Annotated in this window: 18 protein-coding genes; 6 read left to right on the top strand and 12 right to left on the bottom strand. The window is 70.1% G+C overall.

The window, feature by feature from the left end; all coding sequences use genetic code 11:
• Positions 1–127: 127 nt before the first annotated feature.
• The 7 genes from FDO65_RS13215 to FDO65_RS13185 all read right to left on the bottom strand — a co-directional run bounded on the left by FDO65_RS13215 (position 128) and on the right by FDO65_RS13185 (position 7,982).
• Entirely contained in the window at positions 128–1,057 is a 930-nt protein-coding gene (locus tag FDO65_RS13215; RefSeq protein WP_137450168.1) for an amidohydrolase family protein, read from the bottom strand.
• The gene (locus FDO65_RS13210) at positions 1,057–1,953 is read right to left on the bottom strand and encodes an NAD(P)-dependent oxidoreductase (RefSeq protein WP_137450167.1); all 897 of its coding nucleotides are present in this window, start codon (positions 1,951–1,953) and stop codon (positions 1,057–1,059) included. Before FDO65_RS13210 ends, FDO65_RS13215 begins: the two co-directional genes overlap by 1 nt.
• Positions 1,950–2,891, bottom strand: a complete 942-nt coding sequence (locus FDO65_RS13205) for an NAD-dependent epimerase/dehydratase family protein (protein WP_166442184.1) — start codon at positions 2,889–2,891, stop codon at positions 1,950–1,952. Before FDO65_RS13205 ends, FDO65_RS13210 begins: the two co-directional genes overlap by 4 nt.
• Positions 2,888–3,961, bottom strand: coding sequence for an ABC transporter permease (locus FDO65_RS13200; RefSeq protein WP_166442183.1), 1,074 nt, complete (start codon positions 3,959–3,961; stop codon positions 2,888–2,890). The genes FDO65_RS13205 and FDO65_RS13200 overlap by 4 nt, the downstream gene beginning before the upstream one ends.
• Entirely contained in the window at positions 3,958–5,460 is a 1,503-nt protein-coding gene (locus FDO65_RS13195) for a sugar ABC transporter ATP-binding protein (RefSeq protein WP_137450164.1), read from the bottom strand. The genes FDO65_RS13200 and FDO65_RS13195 overlap by 4 nt, the downstream gene beginning before the upstream one ends.
• A 28-nt stretch (positions 5,461–5,488) precedes the next feature.
• Positions 5,489–6,565 carry a sugar ABC transporter substrate-binding protein gene (locus FDO65_RS13190; RefSeq protein ID WP_137450163.1) on the bottom strand — a complete coding sequence of 359 codons (1,077 nt, stop codon included), beginning with the start codon at positions 6,563–6,565 and terminating at the stop codon, positions 5,489–5,491.
• 76 nt (positions 6,566–6,641) lie between these two features.
• The gene (locus FDO65_RS13185; RefSeq protein WP_137450162.1) at positions 6,642–7,982 is read right to left on the bottom strand and encodes an NAD(P)H-dependent oxidoreductase; all 1,341 of its coding nucleotides are present in this window, start codon (positions 7,980–7,982) and stop codon (positions 6,642–6,644) included.
• Between the two features lie 188 nt (positions 7,983–8,170).
• On the opposite strand from FDO65_RS13185, the gene FDO65_RS13180 reads away from it, so the two are divergent.
• The 5 genes from FDO65_RS13180 (at position 8,171) to FDO65_RS13160 (ending at position 14,088) form a co-directional block, all read left to right on the top strand.
• The gene (locus tag FDO65_RS13180) at positions 8,171–9,193 is read left to right on the top strand and encodes a LacI family DNA-binding transcriptional regulator (RefSeq protein WP_137450161.1); all 1,023 of its coding nucleotides are present in this window, start codon (positions 8,171–8,173) and stop codon (positions 9,191–9,193) included.
• Positions 9,194–9,225: 32 nt separating this feature from the next.
• Positions 9,226–9,537 carry a putative quinol monooxygenase gene (locus FDO65_RS13175; protein WP_137450160.1) on the top strand — a complete coding sequence of 104 codons (312 nt, stop codon included), beginning with the start codon at positions 9,226–9,228 and terminating at the stop codon, positions 9,535–9,537.
• Positions 9,538–9,645: 108 nt separating this feature from the next.
• Positions 9,646–10,338 (top strand): TetR/AcrR family transcriptional regulator, encoded by a 693-nt coding sequence (locus tag FDO65_RS13170; protein ID WP_137450159.1) that lies wholly within the window; start codon positions 9,646–9,648, stop codon positions 10,336–10,338.
• A gap of 13 nt (positions 10,339–10,351) precedes the next feature.
• Positions 10,352–12,085, top strand: coding sequence for an ABC transporter ATP-binding protein (locus tag FDO65_RS13165; protein ID WP_137450158.1), 1,734 nt, complete (start codon positions 10,352–10,354; stop codon positions 12,083–12,085).
• Between the two features lie 71 nt (positions 12,086–12,156).
• The gene (locus tag FDO65_RS13160; protein WP_137450644.1) at positions 12,157–14,088 is read left to right on the top strand and encodes an ABC transporter ATP-binding protein; all 1,932 of its coding nucleotides are present in this window, start codon (positions 12,157–12,159) and stop codon (positions 14,086–14,088) included.
• 150 nt (positions 14,089–14,238) lie between these two features.
• On the opposite strand, the gene FDO65_RS13155 is transcribed toward FDO65_RS13160, so the two are convergent.
• The 4 genes from FDO65_RS13155 to FDO65_RS13140 all read right to left on the bottom strand — a co-directional run bounded on the left by FDO65_RS13155 (position 14,239) and on the right by FDO65_RS13140 (position 18,152).
• Positions 14,239–15,135, bottom strand: coding sequence for a metal ABC transporter permease (locus FDO65_RS13155; RefSeq protein WP_137450157.1), 897 nt, complete (start codon positions 15,133–15,135; stop codon positions 14,239–14,241).
• Positions 15,132–16,031: a metal ABC transporter ATP-binding protein gene (locus tag FDO65_RS13150; RefSeq protein WP_137450156.1), complete on the bottom strand. Its 900-nt coding sequence runs from the start codon at positions 16,029–16,031 to the stop codon at positions 15,132–15,134. The genes FDO65_RS13155 and FDO65_RS13150 overlap by 4 nt, the downstream gene beginning before the upstream one ends.
• Before the next feature lie 4 nt (positions 16,032–16,035).
• The gene (locus FDO65_RS13145) at positions 16,036–16,989 is read right to left on the bottom strand and encodes a metal ABC transporter solute-binding protein, Zn/Mn family (RefSeq protein ID WP_137450155.1); all 954 of its coding nucleotides are present in this window, start codon (positions 16,987–16,989) and stop codon (positions 16,036–16,038) included.
• 80 nt (positions 16,990–17,069) lie between these two features.
• Entirely contained in the window at positions 17,070–18,152 is a 1,083-nt protein-coding gene (locus FDO65_RS13140) for an enoyl-CoA hydratase/isomerase family protein (protein WP_137450154.1), read from the bottom strand.
• 206 nt (positions 18,153–18,358) lie between these two features.
• On the opposite strand from FDO65_RS13140, the gene FDO65_RS13135 reads away from it, so the two are divergent.
• The gene (locus FDO65_RS13135) at positions 18,359–19,807 is read left to right on the top strand and encodes a sugar porter family MFS transporter (RefSeq protein ID WP_137450153.1); all 1,449 of its coding nucleotides are present in this window, start codon (positions 18,359–18,361) and stop codon (positions 19,805–19,807) included.
• A 57-nt stretch (positions 19,808–19,864) separates the two neighbouring features.
• On the opposite strand, the gene FDO65_RS13130 is transcribed toward FDO65_RS13135, so the two are convergent.
• A complete protein-coding gene (locus tag FDO65_RS13130) occupies positions 19,865–21,136 on the bottom strand; it encodes an alpha/beta hydrolase family protein (protein ID WP_166442181.1) in 1,272 nt (423 codons plus the stop codon).
• Positions 21,137–21,355: the final 219 nt, after the last annotated feature.

The following is a 21,355-nucleotide window of genomic DNA, read 5'->3' as shown; positions in this document are numbered from 1 at the left end:
CCGGGGTGTCGTCACCCGAGCCAGGCCTGGGACTCTGCGGCACCCACCGATCACCACCGTGGGTCGCCATCCCACGGCCCTCGCGTCGACGCGTGGGCCGCGAGGATCACCCGGTCGAACCACCCGCTCAGGGGGCGTGAACCGGCCCCATGCGATACACGCGGGCCGCCGTTTCGGCGAACAGGGCCGCCCGTTCGATCGCGGTGAACCCCGCAGTGATCTCGTCGAACGCCGTGTAGAGCGCGCCGAACGTCGAGTACAGGCCGTCCACCGGGAAGTTGCTGCCGAACATGCAGCGCTGCGGTGTGAACACATCGATGGTGTCCAGGACGATCCGCCGAATGCTGTCCGGGGTCCAGGTGTGGTCGTTGGTCCCCAGGGCGGAGATCTTCACCGTGGTGTTCGGTTCCGCCGCGACCCGGGCCATCTGCCGCTTCCAGCGGTCCAGCGCGGACGCGTCCCGCTCGATCGGCATCCCGGCGTGGTCCAGCACGATGGTGGTGTCGCCGTGCTCGGCGGCCAGGGCGGCGGCTTCGTCGAGTTGGTCGGGGAAGACCTGCAGGTCGAAGGACAGGCCGGCCGCGGCCAGCGCCCGGAAGCCACGCCGCCAGGCCGGGTCTCGCATCAGGTCAGCGCGGTCGCGGTGGCTGTAGAACGGGTCGGGATGCCAGTTCAGGATGTCCCGAACTCCGCGGACCGACGGCAGCGCCGCCAGCGCACCGATGCGGTCGACGGCGTCCGCGGCGTGCAGGTCGACCTTGACGACCTGCACGCTCGGCGCACCCGCTCCGGACTGCGAGACGACCTCGTCGATCCACCGGCTCTCCCACGCCGGGTCGGCGGCCCCGTTCTCCACGTGCACCGATCCGATCAGCCGACCCCCCAACGGAGCCAGCTCGGCCGCGTCGGCCAGGTAGTCGTCGAGCAGGTAACGACGCCGCAGCGGAAAATCGTCGCCGTGGTACCGCCGCTGCGCCGGGCCCTCCAGCCACGGGTAGGACGCCGGGCCAAGATCGCAGAGGTGGTGATGGGCGTCGATGACGTCCAGGTCGAGCATCAGTCCTCCTGTCGGGCGTGCCGGGTCAACGACCGCACCACACCGGAATGGTCCAGGTCGCCGTCACCGTCGTCCACCGACTGCCGGTAGACGCCCAGCACGGTCGTCGCGACCGGCAGGTCCAGCCCGGCCCCCGCAGCGGCCTCCGTCACGAACCGGAGATCTTTGAGCTGGTTGACACTGCTGCCGCCGCCGGAGAAGTCGCCGGTGAGCCAGCGGTCCCGTTTCTGCCGCAGCACTTCCGAGCCGGCGAGACCGCCGGAGAGCAGATCGAGCAGCGCGTCGGCGGGTACCCCGTAGGCATCGGAGAGCACCAACGCCTCGGACAGGGCCGACAACGTGGCCGCCACGACGACCTGGTTGCAGGCCTTGGCCACCTCACCGGAGCCGACCGGACCCAGGTGCCGCACGGTGCGCCCGACCCGCTCCAGGACCGGCCAGACCCGCTGCACCGCCTCGTCCGTCCCGCCGACCATGACGCTGAGTGCACCGGATTCGGCGCCGGCGACCCCACCGCTGAGCGGGGCGTCGACCACGTCCACCCCCAGCGGCCCGAGCCGGTCGGCCAGGGCGGCGACGCGCACCGACGAGACCGTCCCGTGGACGACGAGGACCGGTCGATCCCCGTCGGCGGCCCGGGCCCAGCCCGCCAGCAGTCCGTCCGGTCCGTCGAGCACGGCCTCGACGTCGACGAGGTCGGTCAGCACGGTGAGGGTGATCGGCGCCGCGGCCGCCGCCGGAGTGGCGGCGACCGACGCCCCGGCCGCCGCCAGCCCCGACGTCCTGGTCGCCGTGCGGTTCCACACCGTCAGGGCTCCGAGGTCGGCCAGCAGCCGGCGCGCGATGGGCTCGCCCATCCGGCCCAGCCCCAGCAGCGAAACCCGCGGCGCATTCATCGATCCGCCCCGGACGCCTCGTCCAGATCGGCCAGCAGATCGGGGTCGACGTCCTCCAGGAAGACCGCGGCCTCGAACTCCAGCAGTTCGCGCGCCCGGTCCAGCCGGACCGGGACGTCGCGGCCGGGGATGTCGCCGGACGGGACGGTGGGCGCGTGCCGGGCCAGCGCCTGCGCCGTGGACTGCCGCAGGTAGGTCCGCGGGGCGGCCACCAGAATGCCGGGAGCGGCGGGTGTCTCGTGGGTCAGCGCGGCGGCGGTGGCGGCCGCGGCGTCGCGCACGTCGAGGTAGGTCCACCCCTCACAGGCCTGCCGCCGGGGGTCTTCGCGCAGGGCGGCCCGGATGTGCCGACCGAAGACCGCACCGCCGTCCTCGCGGATGTCGCGAACCAGCGGGTAGCGCAGGCCGGTCATTGAGAGTCCTTCACGGCGGGCGAACATCAGGGCGGCCGCCTCGTTGGCCTGCTTGGACAGCGAGTACGCGTCGCCGATGTCGGCCGGTTCGTCCTCGTCCCACGGGTAGCGCGACGGCAGCACGGGTCGGGCGTTCAGCGGCAACCCGAAGGCGTTGATGCTGGAGGCGTAGACCACCTTGCGGACCGCGGCGTCCGCGCTGGCCTGCAGGACCAGGAAGGTACCCAGCGCGTTGTCGGTGTAGATGTCCGCCGGACCACCACGGTCGAGCCCGGCCCGACCGGCCAGGTGCACGACGGCGTCCTGGCCGGCGACGGCGTCCGCGACGACCGCCCGGTCGGTGACCGATCCGGTCAGGCGCCGGACCCCGGTGACCGGGGCGGCGGCGACCTCCCGGTCCAGCACCGTCACCTCGGCCCCGTCGGCGACCAGGTGGGTGACCACCGCGGCGCCGATGAGGCCGTCGCCGCCGGTGACCAGGACCCGGGCCCCGCTCAGCTGCGGCAGCGCACCGGACGAGGTCACCGGCCCGCCTCGGCCGGGGCGCCGGAGCCGGGCGTCGGCGCGGTATCGGAAGCGGCATCGGGGGCGGCGGGTGTGCCCCGCCCCTTGGACTTGCCGCGGCCGAGCATCGGCCAGCCCTTGCTGCCCTGGTCGATGGCCACGGCGATGAGCACGACCAGGCCGGTGACGATCTGCTCGTAGAAGCTCGGCACGTTCAGGAGCACCAGGCCGTTGGTGAGCGCGCCCAGGATGAGGGCGCCGATCAGGGTGCCGGCGATGCGGCCCTCACCGCCCATCAGATTGGCGCCACCGATGACCGCGGCGGCGATGGCCGTCAGCAGGTACGGGCTGCCCGCCTCGGACTGGGCGGCACTGATCCGGGCGACGACGACCATGCCGCCGAGCGCGGCCAGCAGACCCGAGATGCCGTAGACGAGGACCTTGACCCGGGTGACCCGGACCCCGGAGAGCCAGGCCGTCTCCTCGCTGCCGCCGACGGCGATGACGTTCTGACCGAACACCGTGCGGCGCAACAGCAACCACGCGAGGACGGCCACGACGATGACGACCACCACGACGATGGGCACGCCGCCGATGTAGCTGTTCAGCAGCAGGACGAACGCATCGGGCACGTTGTAGACCGGCTTGCCGTCGGTCACCACGTACGCCAGCCCCTGGTAGACGCTCATGGTGCCCAGGGTCGCGATGAACGGCGGCAGCTTGCCGATCGTGATGAGCAACCCGTTGACCGCGCCGGCGGCGAACCCGACCACGAGGCCGAGCAGCAGGCCGGGGATGGGGGCGACCCCGCTGTTGACCATCGCGTTCGCCGAGACGATGCCGACGAAGCTGGCGATGGACCCGACCGACAGGTCGATGCCGCCGGTGATGATGACGAACGTCAGCCCGATGCCGATCAGGGCGTTGACGCAGGCCGAGACGGCGACGTCGCGCAGGTTGTCCAGGGTCAGAAAGTTGGAGTTCAGGACGCCGAAGACCGCGAAGATGGCCGCGGCGGCGATGAAGATGCCCAGAGCCTGGAAGTTGATGGTGACCTTCCGCGGCGGTGGGCTGTTGACCTCGGTGCTCACGACGTTCCCTTCGCGATGCCCATGGCACTGGCCACCAGGCTGTGTTCGTTGATGTCGTCCCCGGTGTGTTCGGAGATGAACTGACCGTTGCGCATGACCAGGGCCCGGTCGCTCAGCGAGACGATCTCGGGCAGATCGGAGGAGACGACCACCACGGCGTTCCCGGCGGCCGCGAGACCATCGATGAGACCGTAGATCTCGGCCTTGCCGCCGACGTCGACGCCCTTGGTGGGCTCGTCGAACAAAAAGACCTTCGAGTCCCGGCGCAGCCACTTGGCGATGACGATCTTCTGCTGGTTGCCCCCGGAGTACTGCCGGGCCTGTAGTTTCACCGTCGCCGGTTTGAGCGCCAGCGAGGTGGCGATCTCGTCGGCCACCGCGGCCTGCCGCCGCACATTCATCAGCGGCCCGCGCCCGACCAGGTCGGGCGCGGCGGTGAGGGCGATGTTGGCGTAGGCCGGCATCTGCAGCGCCAGCCCCTGGTGCTTGCGGTCCTCGGGGATGAACGCGATGCCGGCGTCGCGGCTGTCGTGCGGGTTGCGGATCGTGCGGGGCTTCCCGTCGATGGTGATGTCACCGCCGCAGCCGGGGTCGGCGCGCACCAGCGCCCGGAGGAACTCGGTGCGGCCGGAGCCGACGAGGCCGGCGATGCCGACGACCTCGCCGGCCCGGACCTGGAGGTCGACCCGTTCGTCCGTGCCCGGGCGGGTGATGCCGGACGCGGTGAACAGGACTGGGGCGTCAGGAGCCACCGGGTGCTGCCGCTGGAAGCCCAGCAGCTCGCGGCCGACCATGCGGCGCACGATCTCGTCGGTACTGGTCTGCGCGATGGGCGAGCTGTAGGCCACCTTGCCGTCCCGGAGCACGACGATTTCGTCGGAGACGGTCATGACCTCGGGCATGCGGTGCGAGACGTAGATGATGCCCACGCCCCGCTCCGCGGCCATCTCGCGGACCCGCCGCAGGACCGCGGCCACGTTGTGCTCGAGCATCGAGGTGGTCGGCTCGTCCAGGGCGACGATCGACGCCCCGTCGGCGAAGGCCCGGGCGATGGTCAGCGCGTGCCGCTGTGCCGGGCTGAGCCGGGACAGCGGCGTGCGCCGGTCGAGCGGGAACCCCATGGCGGCGACGTCGTCGAGGGCCCCGGCCACCGCCGGCGCCGCCGCCCGCCGTTGCGCCGCTGTTTTGCCCAGGAGCAGGTTCTGCTCCACGGTCAACTGCGGCACGACGGCCGGTTCCTGGCGGGCGATCATGATGCCCTCGGCCAGCGCCTGCCGCGGCGTGAACTCGGTCCGCACCACCCCGTTGACCGTGATGCTGCCTTTCGTCGGGGCCAGCGAGCCCCCGAGGATTCCGAGCAGAGTGCTCTTGCCGGCACCGTTCTCGCCGGCCAGGGTGAGCACCTTCCCCCGGTGGAGCTGGAAGCTGACGTCCTCCAACGCCCGCACCCCGGGGAAGAACTTCGCGATGTTGCTGAACTCGAGGATGATGTCGCTCATGATCGCCGCCCGTCTCTGACCGGTCCGATTACGGCATGCCGGTGGGGTACTGGTCCACGTTCTGCTTATCGACGACGAACGCCGGCACGTCCACCCAACCGGGGACCTGCTTGCCGGCCAGCAACCACAGGGCCACCTTCACGCCGGCCGCGCCCTCGGTGGTCGGCCGCTCGGAGACCGTGGCGGTGATGTTCCCGTCGACGATCTCCTTCTTGGCCTGCGGGATGCCGTCCGTGCCGACGAGCAGGACCTGACCGGTCAGACCCTTGGCCGCGATGGCGGCCTCCACACCCAGGGCCATGCCGTCGTTCTGGGAGTAGAAGGCCTTGATGTCGGGGTTCGCGGTGAGCATCGCGGTGGCGATGGTCTGGGCCTGGTTGGTGTCCCACTTGGCTGACTGCGAGGCGACCAGGTTCAGGTTCGGGTGCTTCTCGAGACCGGCCTTGAAGCCCAGGCCGCGGTTGATGGCGTTCGAGGAACCGGGGTCACCCTCGATCATCGCGACCTTGCCGCCGTCCGGCAGCTGTTGGGCGATGTAGTCGGCCGCGGTCTGGCCGATGGTGGAGGCGTCCGGCCCGACGTAGACGACACCGGGGACGGTGCCCTTGGCGTCGTTCAGGACGATGGCCGGAATGCCCTTGGACAGGGCGGACTCGAACACGGTGTCCAGTGCGGTGGCGGAGATCGGCGAGGCGAGCAGGGCGCTGCAGCCCTGGTTGAGTGCGCTCTGCGCCTTGTCGAGCTGCTCGCTGATCGAGGACTCGTCGTTGACGGCCAACGTGGAGAATTCCACGCCGAGCTTCTTGGCCTCGCCCTCGAAGCCGTCGCGTTCGTAGCCCCAGAACTCGTTGGCCAGAGTGCGGGTCACGTAGCAGAGCTTCTTGCCCTGGACCGCTGTCGGCTCGCCCAGAGTCTTGGTCAGCGCGTCGATGTCGGTCTTCTGGTCCTGCTGCACCAGGGCGGTGATGGCGGAACCACCGGCGGCGTCACCGGAGGAGGTGGCGGACGAACTGCCGGACGGGGTGGCACTACAGGCACCCAGCAGCATCGCGGCGGCCGCGGTGGCCGCGGCCAGTGCCGCCAGAGGTCGCGTTCGGGAGGACATCGGGGTGGATCCTTTCGTCGTTGGAAGGCTGGTCGAGCGGTGGTGCGGGAGGGCCGACACGGCCCACCCGAGGTGGTCAGAGCTGGACGAGGGCCTCGGTCTCGCGCCGGAGCTCGATGGCGGTGGCCAGTTCGTCGGTGATGACGATGTCGTCCCAGCTGACGCTCTGGCCCTCGGGGACGTCGGCCGTCAGTTCGACGTGGTGGGCCAGGGCCACCGGCAGCAGCCGGCGACGCACCGACGTGGTCGCCGAGACGAGCTTGCCCCAGACAGTGAAACCACCCTCACCGTCGAGGATCTCGCCGGCCTTGAGATCCCGCTTGGCGGTGGCCACGACGTCACCGTAGAAGCCGGTCGGCGTACCGGTGGCGATACCCCGAAGAGCGGCGTTGGCGATCGAGATGTTCAGTTCGAGACCGACGTAGTGGTACGGGCGATACAGCGCGGCGTACCGGCCCGTGGGGTCCGGGTGCCACGGGTACTCGGTGAAGCAGCCCGAGACGTAGTCGTTGGTCGCCTTGACGACGACGAACACGCCCTCCTGGGTGTTGAACGGGATCCAGTCGCCGGCGCGGGTGACGCTCGACATGACCTCCACCGACGCCTCATTGGCCAGCACCCCGCCAACTGCGGACGGGCGGCAGATGGTGGCGATCTCCTCCACGTTCCCCGGGGTGAAGGTGAGTCCGTCGTCGGACGGCACCAGACCGGCCGCATTGGCGACCGCGGCCATCTCGATGGCCGCCTTGGTGCCGTCGCGGAACGAGGTGTGCATGTAGGGGTTGAGCTGACCGGAGTCGGTCAGCTCCTTGCTGAACTCCCAGTTCTCCCAGACGTTGTCGGGGTTCATGGCGTGGTAGTGCTCCAGGTACTTCGCGCCCTTCCCGGCACAGACGACGTCGAAGCCCGAGGTGCGGGCCCAGTCGACCAGTTCCATGATCAGGGCGGGCTGGTCGCCGTAGGCCATCGAGTAGACGACGCCGGCCTTCTCGGCCCGACGGGCCAGGGCCGGGCCGGCCAGAGCGTCGGCCTCGACCGTGACCATGATGATGTGTTTGCCGGTCTCGATGGCGCGCAGCGCATGGTGGACGCCGACGACGGGGTTGCCGGTGGCCTCCACGACGACATCGATTTCGGGCGTCTCGAACAGGGCGGACGCGTCGGCGACGATGGCGGTTCCCCGGGTGGCCAGCGCATCGGCGACGGTCTCCGCTGTCGCCTCGGCCGGCCACTCGACCAACCGGAACGCGCCGGCCGCCCGGGCGGTGTTGATGTCGGCGATGGCGACCACGTGGATGCCCGGGATGTTGCGGGCCTGCGCGAGATACATGGTGCCGAAGCGACCGGCGCCGATCAGGCCGACCCGGATGGGCCGGCCGTCCCGTTCCCGTTGTGCCAACAGCGCGTGCAGATTCATGCGAACCCCTCGGAGTCTCGAAAGCTCGGTCAAGACAACGGGACTCGCACGGCCAACCGGGGCCGGGACTTCGTTGTCGCCGTCTACGGGAGCATTGTGTAAACGGTTCCATTTTTGTACCATCGAGCCACTGGGACGTCAATACCTGCGATGCCGCATGCTGGTGACCCACGGACAGGGAGGCCAGGATGCGCAAAGCTGCGACCATCCGTGACGTCGCACGGGAGGCCGGGGTCTCGGTGGCAGTCGTCTCGCGTGTGCTGAACGACGGCACCGGACCGGTTGCTCCGCACACCCGCGAACGCGTCGTGGCGGTCATGGAACGGCTGGCCTACCGGCCCCGAGCCGCAGCTCGGGAGCTACAGCAGCAGTCGACGACCACGATCGGACTGGTCCTGGCCGACCTCACCAACCCGTTCTTCGCCCGCCTGGCCGATCGCGTCGTGTGGGAGGCGCGGGCCCGGGGGATCCATGTCGTCCTGCTGACCACCCAGGAGGATCCGCACCTGGAGTCGGACTCGATCGACACGCTCATCGAGCGGTCGGTCGGCTCGGTCATCGCCACCCCGACCGGAGGCAACGTCGAGAAGTGGGCCCGGCTCGCCCAACTGGGTGTCAACGTGGTGTTCGTCGACCGCGAGATCGAGGAGTTGCCCGACATCGACGTGGTGACCATCAGCAACGAGTTGTCGGCCGAGGTCGCCACCGATCATCTGCTGCGCCTCGGGCACACCCGCATCGCGTTCATCTCGGGGCCGGAGACGACATCCACCGGGCGGGCCCGGGTGACCGGCTTCCGTTCGGCCATGCACCGGGCCGGGGTCGCCGTGGACGAACGGTTCATCCAGTCCGTGCCGTTCCGGGGTACCTCCGGATCCGATGCGGTCAGCTCACTGCTGTCCGGGCCGATCCGGCCGACCGCGCTGATCGTCGGGAACACCGCACAGGTCCGCAATGCCCTCAGTCGCGTCCAACAGTCCAGCCTGTCCTTGCCGCAGGACCTGAGTCTGGTCGTCTTCGACGACAACCCGTGGACCGAACTGGTCTCGCCGCCGCTCTCGGTCGTCCGTCAGCCCATCGACATGCTCGCCCTGCACTCGGTCGACCTGGCCTACAGCCGCCTCAAGGGGTCGATCAGCGACGGTGCCCGGCGCATCCGGGTCGACGCCGACTTCATCCAGCGCTCCAGCAGCGCCGCCCCCACCACCTGACCGTCCCGAAAACCCCACGCAGGAGCCCACCCATGTCCGTCGTCGTCACCGCCGTCTTCCACCCCGCCACCGATCGCCGCGACGATCTCGTCAGCGCCCTGCAGGCGGCGATCCCCGCTGTGCATGCGGAGGATGGATGCCTGCTCTACGCCATCCACGACGCCGCCGACGGCACCATCACCATGATCGAGAAGTGGTCCGACGCCGACTCGCTCGCCGCCCACGCGGCCGGCCCCGCCGTCGTCGCGCTGAACGCCGCCATCGACGGGATGCTCGCCCGGCCCGTCGTCGTGACCACCATGACGGCGATCCCGGCCGGAACCCCGGAGCAGGGGACCCTGTGATGTCTCGGCGGTGAGGCCCGCGATCGAGAAGACGATCCAGCAACCGAGCCGCACCCGTCAGCAAAAATCGCTTGTGAGTGAGTACTCACTCATCTATCGTCGGCGGCCGTGACTCCCCCCAGCTCCGCCACCGGTCGGGCCGCGCCGCTCCCTCCGGAGGAACGCCGCGCGGCCATCGTCGCCGCGGCCACCCCGCTGGTGCTGCAGCACGGCATGGCCGTCACCACCCGGCAGATCGCCCAGGCCGCCGGGATCGCCGAGGGCACGATCTTCCGGGCCTTCTCGGACAAGGAGTCGGTGCTGGCCGCGGTCGTCGCCGACGTCCTGGACCCGACCCCCCTGGTGGCCGGACTGCGCGGCATCGACCCAGACGCCACACTCGACGAGATCCTCACCGCCGCCGTCGATCTGCTCCGGGCCCGACTGGGACGGATGCGACAGATCCTGCTGATGACCCACGCCCTGCCGGGCCAGCCGCCGGACCCGCGCACGGCCGGTTCGGCGAAACACTGCCGGCCGGATCCGCGACCGGTCAACGAGGCCATGGCCTTCGCGCTGTCGGGCCACGCCGACCGGCTGCGCTGGGACGCCGGTCAGGTCTCCCGCATGGTCCGGCTGGTCACCATGGCCACCACCGCCGGCCTGGACGGCTTCGATCCGCTGCCCACCGCCACCGTCGTCGACCTGCTGCTGCACGGGATCACCACCGCTCCCGCCGACCCGCAAGACCCCACCGCCCAGCGAGATCCAGCCGCCCGCCCCGAGACGGACGACTTCGCCACCGCCGCACCCCGTTCCTGATCGGAGACGCCTCGTGCTGATCCCCCTGCTCCGCCGCCACCTGCGGCCCTACCTGGGCGCTCTGAGCGTCGTCGTCCTGTTCCAGCTCATCGGCACGATCGCTTCGCTGTACCTGCCGAGCCTGAACGCCGACATCATCGACGTGGGCGTGGCCAACGGCGACACCGGCTTCATCGTGCGGACGGGCGGCATCATGCTGGCCATCACGGTGGTGCAGATCGTCGCCACCATCGTCGCCGTCTACTTCGGCGCCCGGACCGCGATGAGTGTCGGCCGGGACCTGCGCGCCGCCTTGTTCCACCGGGTCGGCACGTTCTCCGACCGGGAGGTCCAGAAGTTCGGCGCCCCGTCGCTGATCACCCGCAACACCAACGACGTGCAGCAGGTCCAGATGCTGGTGCTGATGGCCTGCACGTTGCTGGTCTCCGCGCCGATCATGTGCGTCGGCGGCATCATCATGGCGCTGCGCGAGGACTTCGGCCTGTCCTGGCTTCTGGTGATCAGCATTCCCGCCCTGGCCATCTCGATCGGCCTGATCGTCTCCCGGATGGTGCCGCAGTTCCAGAAGATGCAGAAGCGGATCGATGTGGTCAACCGGGTGCTGCGCGAGCAGATCGCCGGTGTCCGGGTGGTCCGGGCCTTCGTCCGGGAGCCACTGGAGACCCAGCGGTTCGCCGACGCCAACAGCGCGCTGACCGACACCGCCCTGAGGGCCGGGCGCCTGCAGGCGCTGATGTTCCCCACCGTCATGCTGATCCTCAACGTCTCCAGCGTGGCCGTGCTGTGGTTCGGCGCGCACCGCATCGACGACGGCAGCATCCAGATCGGTTCGCTGATGGCGTTTCTCAACTACCTGATGCAGATCCTGTTCTCGGTCATGATGGCCACGTTCATGGCCGTGATGATTCCGCGGGCCTCGGTCAGCGCAGACCGGATCGGCGAGGTGCTCGGCACCGACACCTCGGTCACTCCGCCGACCGCGGCCCGCACCCCCGGCCGCGACGTCACGGCCGGCACCGTGCAGTTCCGCGATGCCGGTTTCCAATACCCGGGTGCCGCCGCCCCGGTGCTGTGCAACCTGAACTTCACCGCCACCCCGGGCACGACCACCGCGATCATCGGCTCGACCGGCGCCGGAAAGACCACCCTGCTCTCCCTGATCCCCCGGCTGTTCGACGTCACCGCCGGCGCGGTCACCGTCGACGGGCAGGACGTCCGCGACTTCGATCCCGAAGATCTCTGGCGGCGCATCGGTCTCGTCCCGCAGAAGCCGTTCCTGTTCACCGGGACGGTCGCGTCCAACCTGAGGTTCGGCAACGCCGACGCCACCGACGCCGACCTGTGGCGGGCGCTGGAGATCGCCCAGGCCTCCGACTTCGTCGCCGCCATGCCGGACGGTCTGGAGTCCACGATCACCCAGGGCGGCAGCAACGTCTCCGGTGGTCAGCGGCAACGACTGGCCATCGCCCGGGCGCTGGTCGCCCGTCCGTCCATCTACCTGTTCGACGACTCGTTCTCCGCCCTCGACCTGACCACCGACGCTCGCCTGCGCGCCGCGCTGCGGCCCGAGACCACCGACGCCACCGTCATCGTCGTCGCTCAGCGGGTATCCACCATCGTCGAGGCCGACCAGATCGTCGTGTTGGAGGGCGGCCGCATCGTCGGCCTCGGCCGGCACGACGAGCTGCTCGACGGCTGCCCGACGTACGCCGAGATCGTGGCCTCCCAGCAGGGGGTGCCGGCATGACGTCGACCCAGAAGTCCGAGAACGACACCGTTCTCGCCAAGTCCCGGCCGCGCGACCCCAACCTGCCGCCGATGCCCCGCCGCGGTCCGGGCGGCGGCGGACCGATGGCCGGTATGGGCATGCCGGCGGAGAAGTCGCTGAACTTCGGCCCGTCGGCCAAGCGGCTGCTGGGCCGGATGCGATCCGAGCGCATGGGGCTGGCCGTGGTGGTCACCCTGGGGATCATCAGCGTCCTGTTGACCGTCCTCGGCCCGCGCATCCTCGGCTGGGCGACCAACATCATCTTCGAGGGCATCCTCGGCCGGCAGCTGCCGGCCGGCATCACCCAGCAGCAGGCGATCGACGGGCTGCGCGCCCAGGGCAACGACTCGTTCGCCAACCTGCTGTCCGGGATGACCGTGATCCCCGGCGCCGGCGTCGATTTCACCCGGCTCGGCCAGGTGCTGCTGCTCGCGCTCGGGCTGTACCTGCTGTCGTCGGTGTTCGGCTGGCTGCAGGGTCGGCTGCTCAACACGATCGTCCAGCGGACCATCTACCGGTTGCGCGAGGAGGTCGAGCACAAGCTGCACCGGCTGCCGCTGTCCTACCTGGACCGGCACCAGCGCGGTGAGGTGCTCAGCCGGGTCACCAACGACATCGACAACATCTCGCAGACCCTGCAGCAGACGCTGTCCCAGTCGCTGGTCTCGCTGCTGACCGTCGTCGGCGTGCTGACCATGATGCTGCTGACGTCGCCGCTGCTGGCCCTGGTCGCACTGGTGGCGGTGCCACTGTCCCTGGTCGTCACGACGATGATCGCGAAGCGGTCGCAGCCGCGGTTCGTCGCCCAGTGGCGGGCCACCGGCGAACTCAACGGCCAGATCGAGGAGACGTTCACCGGGCACAGCCTGGTCAAGGTGTTCGGTCAGCAGCCGGCGGTCGAGCGGCGGTTCGTCGACAAGAACGACGAGCTGTTCCGGGCCTCGTTCGGCGCCCAGTTCGTCTCCGGAATCATCATGCCGTCGATGATGTTCATCGGGAACCTGACCTACGTCGCGATCGCCGTGGTCGGTGGTCTGCGGGTGTCGACCGGTTCGATGAGCCTGGGCGACGTGCAGGCCTTCATCCAGTACTCCCGGATGTTCACCCAGCCGCTGACCCAGCTGGCGTCGATGGCCAACGTGCTGCAGTCCGGGGTGGCCTCGGCCGAGCGGGTCTTCGAGCTGCTGGATGCCGAGGAACAGTCCCCCGACCCGGAACCGGCGCAGACCGTGCGGGATCCGCACGGGCGGGTCGAGTTCGACCACGTCTCGTTCAGCTACACCCGCGACAAGCCGCTCATCACCGACCTGTCGCTGGTCGCCTCGCCCGGCCAGACGGTAGCGATCGTCGGCCCGACCGGGGCCGGCAAGACGACCCTGGTCAACCTGATCATGCGGTTCTACGAGCTGGACGGGGGCCGCATCCTGCTCGACGGGGTCGACACCGCGCAGATGACCCGGGAGGACCTGCGGTCCCGGATCGGGATGGTGCTGCAGGACACCTGGCTGTTCGGCGGCACCATCCGCGACAACATCGCCTACGGCCGGCCGGACGCGACCGAGGCGGAGATCCACCGGGCCGCCGAGGTCAGCTACGTCGACCGGTTTGTGCAGGCCTTGCCGGACGGCTACGACACCCTCATCGACGACGAGGGCAGCAACGTCAGCGCCGGGGAGAAGCAGCTCATCACCATCGCCCGCGCGTTCCTGGCCCAGCCGTCGCTGCTGATCCTGGACGAGGCGACCAGCTCGGTGGACACCCGCACGGAGGTCCTGGTGCAGCAGGCGATGGCCGCGCTGCGCGCCGAGCGGACGAGTTTCGTCATCGCCCACCGGCTCTCGACCATCCGGGACGCCGACCTGATCCTGGTGATGGAGGACGGCTCGATCGTCGAGCAGGGCACCCACGACGAGCTGCTGGCCGCCGGCGGCGCCTACGCGGCGCTCTACCAGTCGCAGTTCGCCGGGGCGACGACCGACTGATCGCGCCGACTTGTCATACGCGCACCTTCGCGGGCCCGACGACCGTGCGGGTATGACAAGTCGATGCGGACCCGACGACGAGCGGCCCGGCGAACGACGAAGCCGCCCGGCCCCGAAAGGGGCGGGCGGCTTCGTCGTGGAACCGGACGGTCAGGCGGCCACGGCCTCCGCGGAGCGCGGGCCGTGTTCGACGACGGCGCGCTTGGACCAGCCCCGGCGCACCCGGACACCACCGATGATCCGGCAGATCACATAGATCGCGAACGAGATCGTGGTGACGTACGGGCTGATCGGCAGGCTGCCCCCCAGGGCCAGCAGCATCCCGCCGACGGTGGCGGTCAGCGCGAACAGCGTGGACAGCACCGGCACCCACAGCGCCGACGCGGTCACCCGCATGGCCGCGGCGGCCGGGGTGACCAGCAGCGACAGCACCAGCAGGGCCCCGACGATCTGCACCGACATGGCGACGGCCAACCCGAGGACGATCATGAAGATCGGCGACAACGCCCGCACCGGCACCCCTCGGGCCGCTGCGATGTCGGGGTCGACACTGGCGAAGGTCAACGGCCGCCACAGCACCATGAGGCTGACGACGACGAACGCGGCGATCCCCACCAGCCAGTACAGCTGGGGGTCGTCGACGGCGACGATCTGGCCGAGCAGCAGACCGAACTTGTTGGCCGCCCGCCCCGGGTAGAGGGCGAGGAACAGCACACCGAGGCCCAACCCGAACGGCATGAGCACGCCGATGATCGACGAACGGTCGCGGGCCCGGACCCCGAGCAGCCCGAACAGCACCGCTGCGGTGAGCGAGCCGACCACGGAGCCGACCACCACGTTCAGGCCGAGCAGCAGGAACAGCGCGGCCCCGGCGAAGGAGAGCTCACTGATCCCGTGCACTGCGAACGGCAGGTCGCGCATCAGCACGAAGACCCCGACCAGGCCGCCCATCACGCCGAGCAGGGCGCCGGCGATGATCGAGTTGTGCAGCAGGCCGAGCAGCTCGCCGTAGTTGTCGAAGTTGAAGACCTTGTCCCAGAAGCTCACGACGACCGTCCCGGCGGGTGCTGATTGGGCTCGTGATGGTGGTGGCCGGAGGCGTTGAGGTCGGAGGAGGAGACCACGATGACGCGCCCCTTGGCCCGCAGCACCTCCACCGGCACCCCGTACAGGTCGGTGAGCACCTCACTGGTCAGGACCTCGTCCGGCGGCCCCAGCCGGAATCGTCCCCCGGCCAGGTACAGGACCTGGTCGACGTACTCCAGGACGGGGTTGACGTCGTGGGTGACGAACAGGACGGCGGTCCCGCTGAGCTGGCGTCGCTCGTCGATGAGGGCGGCGACCTCCTGCTGGTGGCGCAGGTCGAGCGCGGCCAGCGGTTCGTCGCAGAGCAGCAGGGCCGGGTCGCTGGCCAGTGCGCCGGCGATCCGGACGCGCTGCAGCTCCCCACCGGACAGCATCGACACCGGGGCGTCGGCGAACGCGTCGGCCCCGACCGCGCCGAGCAGCTCGTCGATCCGGTCCCGCTGACGGCGCCAGCGCGGCCCGAAGGACAGCGGCAGCCCCCACCGGTGCCCGTCGATGCCCATGCGGACGACGTCCCGCGCCCGGACCATGGTGGTCGACTCGACCGACACCTTCTGCGGGATGTACCCGACCCGGGTACTGCCCCGGCGCACCGGTGCGCCCCCGATCTTCGCCGAGCCGGCGGTCAACGGCTGCAGGCCGAGCAGTACGCGCATCAGGCTGGTCTTGCCCGACCCGTTCGGCCCGAGCACGGCGACCAGTTGGCCCGCGGAGATAGTCAGGTCGAGGTCGCTCCAGAGCACCCGCGATCCGTAGGCGAGCGTCGCCCCGGAGAGTTCGAGCGCCGGAACGCCCGGAACCGGGCGGCCGTCGGCCGCCCGGTCCGGGGTGCGTTCGTCAGGTCGGATGAGGGACATCGTGTCAGGACACGGCCTGCGCGATGGCGGTGACGTTGTCGGTCATCCATCCGAGGTAGTCCTTGCCCTCGGGCAGGGTCTCGGTGACCGGGACGACGGGGATGCCGTTGGCCTGCGCGGCGTTCTTGACCTGATCGGTCTGCGGGCCGGTGGTCTGCTCGTTGTAGACCAGGGCCTTGACCTGCTTGTCGTTGAACTGGGCCAGGGTCTGCTGCATCACGTCGGCGGGGACGTCGGTCTCGTTCTCGATGGCCTCGCTGAACTCCTCCGGTGTCTTGATGTCCAGACCGGAGGCCTCGAGCACGTAGTTGGGGACCGGCTCGGTGATGGCGACGCCGACCCCGGAGTGCGCGGCCTTGATCGCCGCCTCCTGCTCCTCCAGGGTCTTCAGCTTGCCCTGGAAAGTGGCCAGGTTGGCCTGGTAGGTGGCGGCATCGGCCGGGTCGATCGAGCTCAGCTGATCGGTGATCTGCTGGGCGACCTTGTCCACGGTCGGGAAGTCGTACCAGACGTGCTCGTTGAGCTCCTCGCCGCCGGTGGCGGTGTAGCCGGAGACGTCGACGGCGTTGATGACCGGGGCGGTCGACTTCGCGGCGGACAGCATGTCGCCGGCCCAGTCGTCGTACCCGCCGCCGTTGACGACGACCAACGACGCCTTCGACAGGGCGAGCTGGTTCTGGGCGTTGGCCTCGAACGAGTGCGGGTCGGCCGACGGGTCGGAGATGATCGAGGAGACCTGGACGTCGGTGCCGGCGATCTGCTGGACGACGTCACCCCAGACGTTGGTACTGGCCACGACGCTGACGTCGGAGGCGCCGCCCGCGGACGACGACGCGGCGGAGCTGCCCGCGGACGAGGCTCCCGCGCCCGTTCCGGCAGAGGACCCGCACGCGGTCAGCAGGACGGCGGCGGTGGCGAGGCTGAGGGCCCCCAGGCCCTGACGAAGACGACTGTTCATGAAACCGGCTCTCTGGTCACGCTGGTGCGAATTGAGAATCAGTTTCATTCTAAGCCGTCGCGGCGGGCCGGCTGACCCCTTCAGCCGAAGAACCGTGTGACCTCCGCCGGATCGACGTCCTCGAGCCGGGCGGGGGTCCAGTGCGGGTCGTTGTCCCGATCGACCAGCCGGGCACGGATGCCCTCGGGCAGGTCCGGATGCCGCAGGCACGCGGTCGCCAGGGTCAGATCCTGGTCCAGGACCTCCCGCAGCGACAGGTCGGCGGCCCGCCGGAGCGCGACCAGACTGACAGCCAGAGAGGTCGGCGACATGCCGCGGAGCGTCTGCGCCGCCGCCTGCGCCGCCGGCTCCGGCCGCGCCTGCAGTCGCTGCACGATGGCCAGGACATCCTGCGGGGCGTCCCCGGTGTAGCAGGCGTCGATCCACTCCCGGTCGGGTCCGGTCAGCGCGGCCGCCGGCCGTTCGTCGGAGGAGAGGGCGAACTCGGCCCACAGATCCGGATCCTCGGGCGACCGCCCGGCGAACAGCGCGGCCCGCAGGTCGTCCAGGGCGGTGGAGGCGACGATCTGGTCGACCAGGCCGGCGGCCAGCGCATCGGTGGCGGTGAAGCGCGCCCCGGAGAGCGTCGCGTGAGTCCCGACCTCGCCCGGCGCCCGCGCCAGCAGGTACATGATCCCGACGTCCGGGAAGAGACCGATCGCCGTCTCCGGCATGCCCAGCGACGACCGCTCGGTGGCCACCCGGATCCGCGAGTGGGCGGAGATGCCCATCCCGCCGCCCAGGACGATGCCGTCCATCAGGGCCACCACGGGCTTCGGATATTCGGCGAGCTCGGCGTTCATGCCGTACTCCTCGACGAAGAAGCGGGTGCCCTGTTCCACCCCGGCGGAGCCCGCATCCAGCAGGGCGGAGCGCAGCTCGCGGATGTCGGCCCCCGCGCACAGGCCCCGTTCGCCCGCGCCGTCGATCAGCACCATTCGGACCGCGTCGTCGTCCCGCCACCGTCGCAGCGCCTGCCGCACCGTGGCGATCATGTCCTGGGTCAGCGCGTTAATCCGGCGCGGGCGGTTGAGCCGCAGATGCCCGACCGAGCCCGTGACGGACACCTCGATCTCGGGCTCGGAAGGGGCGGCGGCGGCCGGGACGGCGGCGGTGTCGTTCACCCGACCACCGTAATGGGGCCACCGTGGAGGTGCGGCCGTTCCCCTTCCCGGTAGCCCGTGTCACCTGCGGTGATGCCGCCGCCCACCGCTACCCGGGAAAAGAGTTTCCGCACCACTCGTTTCCGAGATGCGCTATCCCCAGCAAGTGCCATGCTGTGCCGGGGCAGCCCGGAAATCCGCCCGGGAGACCCGGAAAGGGGTGGGACATGGGTGAACACGGAGCATCCTTCGACGGTCCGTCCATCTACGACGGCGAGTCGGAGAACGGCGGATCGGGGGTCATCAAGATCGCCGTGGTGGCCGCCCTCGGCGGTTTCCTGTTCGGCTACGACAGCTCGGTGATCAACGGCGCCAACGCCGCCATCACCGACAAGTTCCAGGCCGGCCCGCTCGAGCTCGGGTTCACGGTCGCGGCCGCCCTGCTCGGCGCGGCAGCCGGTGCCCTGCTGGCCGGCCGACTGGCCGACAAGATGGGCCGCGTCGCGGTCATGAAGATCGCCGCCGTGCTCTTCTTCCTGGGCGCCCTCGGTACCGGCTTCGCCCTGAACCTCGAGATGCTCATCCTCTTCCGGCTCGTCGGCGGCTTCGGCGTGGGCATCGCCTCGGTGATCGCCCCGGCCTACATCGCCGAGATCGCCCCGGCATCGATTCGCGGGCGACTCGGATCCCTCCAGCAGCTGGCCATCGTCACCGGTATCGCCATCTCCCTGATGATCGATTACGGGCTGGCCCACCTGGCCGGCGACTCCCGGAACGAGCTGTGGCTGGGCATGGAGGCCTGGCGCTGGATGTTCCTGGCCATGGCCATTCCCGCCGTCGTCTACGGCGCCCTGGCCCTGACGATCCCGGAGTCACCGCGCTATCTGATCGCCAAGCACCGCATTCCGGAGGCCAAGGAGGTGCTGACCCGCCTGCTCGGACCGAAGAACATCGACGAGAAGATCGAGAAGATCCGCAAGACGATGGAGCGGGAGACCGAGCCGTCTTGGAAGGATCTCCGAGGACCTTCAGGTCGCATCGCCGGCATCGTCTGGGTCGGCCTGCTGCTGTCGGTGTTCCAGCAGTTCGTCGGCATCAACGTGATCTTCTACTACTCGAACGTGCTGTGGGAGGCCGTCGGCTTCTCCGAATCGCAGTCGTTCATCATCACGGTGATCACGTCGATCATCAACATCGCCACCACCCTCATCGCCATCGCCTCGATCGACAAGGTCGGCCGCAAGCCGCTGCTCATCATCGGTTCGCTGGGGATGACGGTCACCCTCGGCATCATGGCCCTGATCTTCGGCACGGCCACCGTGGTCAACGGCACCCCCGACCTGAACACCGCGGTCTTCGGCAGCGCGTCCGGGATCATCGCCCTGTTCGCCGCGAACCTGTTCGTCGTCGCGTTCGGCATGTCCTGGGGCCCGGTGGTCTGGGTGCTGCTCGGCGAGATGTTCCCGAACCGGATGCGCGCGGCGGCGCTGTCCCTGGCCGCCGGCGGCCAGTGGGTCGCCAACTGGCTCATCACCGTCAGCTTCCCGTACCTCAAGGACCTCAGCCTCGGGGTCGCGTACGGCCTGTACGCGCTGTTCGCCCTGCTGTCGTTCTTCTTCGTCAGCAAGTGGGTGCAGGAGACCAAGGGCCGTCAGCTGGAGGACATGCAGGGCTGAGCACGGCGAAGGGGCGGTCGACCGTGTCGACCGCCCCTTCCGTGATCCGTCCTCGTCTCAGCTGCCGCAGGTGGACGAGGGCGTCGACCCCGCGAAGAGGGCCGCGACGTACTGCTGGGCGTCGTCCTTGGAGGCGGTGACGGCACCGCGGTGATCCTGGCCGTCGTACTGCCGAAGGTCCACGTCCAGACCCGCGGCGCAGTACTTCTGCACCAGCTCCTGGGTTCCCGCCGGGGGAACCACCGTGTCGGCGGTGCCCTGGGCGACCATCACCGGCACCCGAGGGGTCACGTTGCGTGGATCCTGCTGGTCCAGGTAGTCGACCACCCCGGTCAGGTCGGCACCGGGTCGCAGGTACGCATCGAGGGGGACGGCGGCGATGTCCCGGCCCTGCCCGAGGCACTGGGCGCGGCCGACGGCGAGCCCGGGCAACGCCTGATCGGCGAGGACCTGATCGGGGACGACGTCCACCCCCGCCGACTGCGCACCCAGCAGGATCACCGGCAGGAACGCCTCGAGCGCCTCGGATCCCTGACCCGACGCCAGGCCGGCGACGGCGTCGCCGACGTGGACGCCGCCCGGCGCGATGGCCACCGCACCCAGCAGCGGCAGATCAGGGGCCTGCGCAGCGGCTTCGGCCGCGGTGAACAGGGTGGCCTGCCCGCCCTGACTGTGTCCGGCCACCACCCACCGGGCACCGATGGACGGATCGAGCTGACGGGCCGCGCGCAGGATGTCGATCACGGCGTCGGCCTCCGAGCCCCCGTCGAGGTAGGGATGACCGCCGGGCGTCCCCAGACCGACATAGTCGGTGCGGACGACGGCGTAGCCCTTGGACACCCAGGTGTCGATGACGTCGGAGACACCGCCCAGATAGTCGTGCTCCGGGCCGTCGGCGGTATCCAGAGAGGGCGCGCAGGTGTCGGCCCACCCGGTCGTGCCGTGGGCCCAGTTCAGCACCGGCCAGCCGCCCTCGGGCGGGTTGCCCGCGGGCGTGGAGACGGTGCCGGACACGACGACGGGGCGCCCGTCCGGTCCCTGGGACACGTAGGTGATGAGCGCATTGCGGGCCGCGCTGGGCAGCGCCGCCGCTCCGGTCAGGGGCGCGTCGGTCAACAGCTGCCCACGGGCGAGGCTGGTGGCCGGCCCCCCGGGGGTCGACGGCGAGGTCGCGGTGGACCCGGCGGCGGAGGCCGTCGTGCCGGTGGGGGACGCCGAGGTGCCGTCGGCCCGCGACGCACCGCCGACACACCCCGCGGTCAGCGACAACACCACCGCACAGGCGGCGGCCGCCAGGGGTCGGGTGACGGGCGGTCGGACCATGGCCATGCTGTACTCCTCGCTCTGATGGATCTCGGAATACTGCGGGTCCGACCGCGCGACACCGCAGGTCAACGGGGCGGTGCCACCTGATCGTGCGGCGGGGACCGGGCGGCAGCCGGGCGCGCACGACGCCCGCGGGCGGACCCCGCGGCCGCCGTTTTGGAAGTGGCCGACCCCGTGTCGTATGCTCTCTGAGCTCCCAACGGACAGCCGTTGGAGCTGGGT

It is taken from the genome of Nakamurella flava (assembly GCF_005298075.1).
GTDB lineage: Bacteria > Actinomycetota > Actinomycetes > Mycobacteriales > Nakamurellaceae > Nakamurella > Nakamurella flava.
Note: the sequence above shows the minus strand (reverse complement) of the source record. Positions and strands in the feature narration are given on the sequence as shown.

Excerpts from the sequence above, each read along its gene's own strand:
- FDO65_RS13215 (WP_137450168.1), bottom strand. The coding sequence starts at position 1,057 with ATGCTCGACCTGGACGTCATCGACGCCCATCACCACCTCTGCGATCTT.
- FDO65_RS13210 (WP_137450167.1), bottom strand. The coding sequence starts at position 1,953 with ATGAATGCGCCGCGGGTTTCGCTGCTGGGGCTGGGCCGGATGGGCGAG.
- FDO65_RS13195 (WP_137450164.1), bottom strand. The coding sequence starts at position 5,460 with ATGAGCGACATCATCCTCGAGTTCAGCAACATCGCGAAGTTCTTCCCC.
- FDO65_RS13190 (WP_137450163.1), bottom strand. The coding sequence starts at position 6,565 with ATGTCCTCCCGAACGCGACCTCTGGCGGCACTGGCCGCGGCCACCGCG.
- FDO65_RS13185 (WP_137450162.1), bottom strand. The coding sequence starts at position 7,982 with ATGAATCTGCACGCGCTGTTGGCACAACGGGAACGGGACGGCCGGCCC.
- FDO65_RS13180 (WP_137450161.1), top strand. The coding sequence starts at position 8,171 with ATGCGCAAAGCTGCGACCATCCGTGACGTCGCACGGGAGGCCGGGGTC.
- FDO65_RS13175 (WP_137450160.1), top strand. The coding sequence starts at position 9,226 with ATGTCCGTCGTCGTCACCGCCGTCTTCCACCCCGCCACCGATCGCCGC.
- FDO65_RS13160 (WP_137450644.1), top strand. The coding sequence starts at position 12,157 with ATGCCCCGCCGCGGTCCGGGCGGCGGCGGACCGATGGCCGGTATGGGC.
- FDO65_RS13150 (WP_137450156.1), bottom strand. The coding sequence starts at position 16,031 with ATGTCCCTCATCCGACCTGACGAACGCACCCCGGACCGGGCGGCCGAC.
- FDO65_RS13145 (WP_137450155.1), bottom strand. The coding sequence starts at position 16,989 with ATGAACAGTCGTCTTCGTCAGGGCCTGGGGGCCCTCAGCCTCGCCACC.
- FDO65_RS13135 (WP_137450153.1), top strand. The coding sequence starts at position 18,359 with ATGGGTGAACACGGAGCATCCTTCGACGGTCCGTCCATCTACGACGGC.
- FDO65_RS13130 (WP_166442181.1), bottom strand. The coding sequence starts at position 21,136 with ATGGCCATGGTCCGACCGCCCGTCACCCGACCCCTGGCGGCCGCCGCC.